Here is a 4,058-nt window from a genome sequence, read left to right on the forward strand (position 1 = left end):
GGTGGCTTATTCTATACCTTTGAAGATGAAAATAATATTATTACCTTGTATTATTATGATGCTAATAATGACAATGTGATAGAAAAGGGTAATTTGTCCAATGTGATAATGAACACAGGCATCTGTATATATCAAAAAGAAGACTCTGATGACTGGTTTTATATGCTTGCCGGTGGGCAGGAACAGTCTCTGGATTTTGACTATGAATATGAAGAAGGTTCTGTTTGGTGCTCAGCTGATGGAAGATATGTTATGATTGAAGGTGCTGCAGAAGATGGTAGCGGTAGTGCCATTGTTTCATTTAGATCAACAGATGGAACACTTTCATCTCAAAAACTTGTAACTGAAAATGGAGCGCTGGGATATTCCGAAGATACAAATGCTTATTATATGGCATATGATGATGAAAAGGATGAAACAGATCTGTATTCATTCCATAACAGCAGGACCAGCCTTCTTGCTAAAGATATAAAAACAGACGCAGCTTTAACGTGTTTCTTTGCAGCTGATAAATTACTGGTTCAATATAATTATGATGATAATGAAGTATATATATACAGAAATCATGAGCAGGAATTCAAAACAGATGTTCAAGAAATAGTATATGCAGGTAAGAATGCTGTAATTTATAGCGATGAGGATGTATATTATCTGACTTATCTTTCAGGTAAAGAACTTGAAACAGTTACACTGGCAGAAGGTGCTGACAGTATAATTGTTCCTGAAAGCTTTGAAACTGAAATTACATTTTCTGGAAACTAATTTCAAAATATGAAGTAAAATGTAAATATTTACCAATTGTCAAAAGAAACTTTCGTACAAAATTATACGTCAAAACGATTGCAAAAATGCGCCCTGCTGTAATATAATACTCTTGGGGACATTGCTAAGGCGCAATGTCTTTTTTGACCAACTTGGAAACGACGTAATCATTGTTAATAATTCATTAAGCTTTTTGCTGGCGGATTTATCCCTTCTAGGAAGTGGTGACCGGAAGCACGAAGGGAGGACGACACTATGACAATGGATGTACAAGATAGGCAATTGGTAGATTATGTAACCGAGATTCGTAAGAAGCAAAAGGATGGAAGAGAACTTGACGAACTCGAGAATCTGACTATCAGAAATCTGAATGGTCAGGGTCAGAAGATGACATGGAGAACAATCTGTTATTGGAATCTTCTACTTTAATTAACTTAATAACTAAATTTTCTCATTACCTCCGTATGTAAATACGGAGGTTTTTTGTAGAAAAATTTCCTTATTCTTTTCTTTATAGAAATAAAAAAATATTCATATATCTGGTGATTTGTTGATGGATATCAGTAAGCATACGCTAACTGTTTTTAACAAAATAATGTATGCAAACATTCAGATAAATGATAAAATATTAATATCCGCTTTATATGAAAAGGAGGAAGCTAAAATGGGAATTTTCTTTAAAGATGCTGAGAATCCAACTGGGGATGACTATGATGCACTTGATGATTTTTTCTTGGAAACAGAGCTTGATCCTAATATTAAGCAGCAGGGTTCTTCCAGGAAAGCATGGCAAAATGAAATGGTTTATTATAAGTCCAATAAGCAGGAGGCATAAATGGCAGACCGTGAAGATTTGATTATGCAGTTATACAAGGAGTCCTTTGGTAAGAGCTTTAATAAGTATGATATTTCAGTTCGTTATGACAATAAGGATGGAAGTCTGCATATGAATGAGCATCGTGAAGGCGAAGAACATTTTACTAAAGCTCAGATCGATGCAGCTATGAAATATTTTAATGATAATATCGAGGCAATGAAAAAGTCCGGACTTGATGTTTCAAAGAGGAAGGTATATGAGATTTCTGCTGCAGCTATTTCTCTTATGACTAAGCCTCCGGAAGAAGATAAGTGATCCTTACAGATATTTATAATGAGCAAAAAGCGAAGCGTTTGCGAGTTTATCTCATATTGATAATTCTAAGTTAATAATACTAATAAATAGTACGACAAATAATACTAACGAAAATTAGTACTAATGATACTAACGAAAAGTAGTACTAATAATACTGGCGAAAAGTACTAATAAAAATTTCTGATTAAAAACAAAAATAAAAATACTACTAATAATCACTAATAAAATTACTACTAAAAAATACCGATGGAGGGGATCCATCGGTATTTTTAGTGATTACTTTCAGGAAGGGAAAGAGTTGTGGGGGAGGAGAACCCTTCCTTGTAAAAGTCTTAATGGAGTTTAGTTATAAATAATATCGGATGCTTTAAAGAATAATTAACCTTTAAAGCATCCGATTTATCAGAAGATCCTGCGATTCATAAGTGTTATGAAATCTTTATTTGATCTTGTACGTGAGAAATTATTAAGTATCTGATCTGCAGCATCATCTGCCTTAAGACCGTTAAGACTCTTACGCATGCGATTAACTGCATTTAATTCATCACTTGTAAGAAGGAGGTCTTCTCTTCTTGTAGAAGATTTTGCAATATTTATAGCAGGGAAAATTCTCTTCTCCTGAAGCTTACGATCCAGGATCATTTCCATGTTACCTGTTCCCTTGAATTCTTCGTATACAACATCGTCCATCTTGGAGCCTGTTTCTATAAGGGCTGTTGCGAGAATGGTAAGACTTCCGCCTTCGCGCATATTACGTGCTGCACCAAAGAATCTCTTAGGCATATGAAGCGCTGCCGGATCAAGACCACCAGAAAGAGTACGACCTGACGGTGGAACAACCTGGTTGTATGCACGAGTGAGTCTTGTTATGGAGTCGATAAGGATTGTTACATCCTTTCTGTGCTCTACGAGACGCCTTGCGTGTTCAATAGTCATTTCTGCAACACGTGTGTGATGTTCAGGAAGTTCATCAAATGTAGAATAGATAACTTCGACATTAGGTCCTTCAATAGATTCTTTAATATCTGTAACTTCCTCTGGTCTTTCATCAATAAGAAGGATGATGATATGCATATCAGGGAAGTTCCTCTTAATAGACTTGGCAACGTCTTTAAGAAGAGTGGTCTTACCTGCTTTTGGAGGAGATACGATCATACCACGCTGACCTTTACCAATAGGATCAATAAGGTCCATGATCCTCATTGAAACAGGAGCACCTGGATATTCAAGACTGAGCTTCTTGTCAGGGAATACAGGCGTCATTTTCTGGAAAGCAAATCTTTTGATAGACTCTTCAGGTGTGTATCCATTGATAGTATCGAGCTGAATAAGTGCAGCGAATTTATCGGAAGAGCTTTTCTTTGCGGCTGTTCCTGCAAGTATATCACCTGTCCTGAGACCGAATTTGCGGATCATGGCAGGAGCGATATAGATATCATTCTCTCCAGGAAGATAGTTCTCACTTCTGATAAATCCAAAACCATCAGACATGATCTCAATAATTCCGCCTACAGGCATTGGTTCTGATGAAGATTCAGTTTCCTTAGGAGCATCCTGCTCGTGATTGGCGATATCCTTCTTTGGAGGCTGCTTGCGGAAATCTGATGCTGCCTTTGATTTACGCTGGTCCATTCCGGGAGCGGGTTTGCGCTGGTCCATACCAGGAGCAGACTTACGCTGATCCATCATAGATGAAGGCTTACGCTGATCTGAACTTGAAGCAGCTTTGCTTTGAGAATTGCCATTAACCTGTATGATTCGGCGTGATTTATGCTGTTGTTCTTTTGGGGTGTTTTGTGTGTGATTTGTTTTTTTTGCTTGCGCGTTGCTATTGTTTTTTTCAGAAGCGGGTGCCTGTGTTTTTGAAGAATCATCTTCAATCTTATCGTTTTTTCTGGCAGGCTTGTCAGCTTCTTTTTTAGTGGTTACAGTTTTAACAGCTTTAGTGTTTTTGGTGCCTTTTTTGTTTTCAGCACTCTTTTTGGATTCGGCATCCTTTTTACGTTCTGTACCTTTTTTGTTTTCAGCAGCTTTTTTTGCTTTAGCATCTTCGTTGGATGCTGCTGAAGCTTTTTCCTGATCATCGAGTGCGCAAAGACTGTCGATCAGTTCTGCTTTTTTGACGCCTGTAACTCTTTTGATGCCTCGAGCTTTTGCAATGTCT

At 37.2% G+C, this 4,058-nt stretch carries 5 protein-coding genes; 4 read left to right on the top strand and 1 reads right to left on the bottom strand.

The features are described from left to right. From K6G87_RS11835 to K6G87_RS11850, 4 genes are all read left to right on the top strand, one after another. Nucleotides 1-762 (top strand): hypothetical protein (locus K6G87_RS11835; protein ID WP_296837465.1); only part of this gene is annotated, 762 nt, incomplete at its 5' end. A 261-nt stretch (nt 763-1,023) separates the two neighbouring features. After that, nucleotides 1,024-1,191, top strand: a complete 168-nt coding sequence (locus K6G87_RS11840; protein WP_296837466.1) for a hypothetical protein — start codon at nt 1,024-1,026, stop codon at nt 1,189-1,191. Between the two features lie 124 nt (nt 1,192-1,315). Then, nucleotides 1,316-1,597: a hypothetical protein gene (locus tag K6G87_RS11845; protein WP_296837468.1), complete on the top strand. Its 282-nt coding sequence runs from the start codon at nt 1,316-1,318 to the stop codon at nt 1,595-1,597. Next, on the top strand, nt 1,598-1,894 hold the full coding sequence (locus K6G87_RS11850; RefSeq protein ID WP_296837470.1) for a hypothetical protein: 297 nt from the start codon (nt 1,598-1,600) through the stop codon (nt 1,892-1,894). It abuts the gene before it with no gap. A 402-nt stretch (nt 1,895-2,296) separates the two neighbouring features. Here K6G87_RS11850 and rho read toward each other — a convergent pair. After that, a partial coding sequence (rho, locus tag K6G87_RS11855) for a transcription termination factor Rho (RefSeq protein WP_296837472.1) occupies nt 2,297-4,058 on the bottom strand: 1,762 nt, incomplete at its 5' end.

The organism is Butyrivibrio sp., from assembly GCF_024699075.1.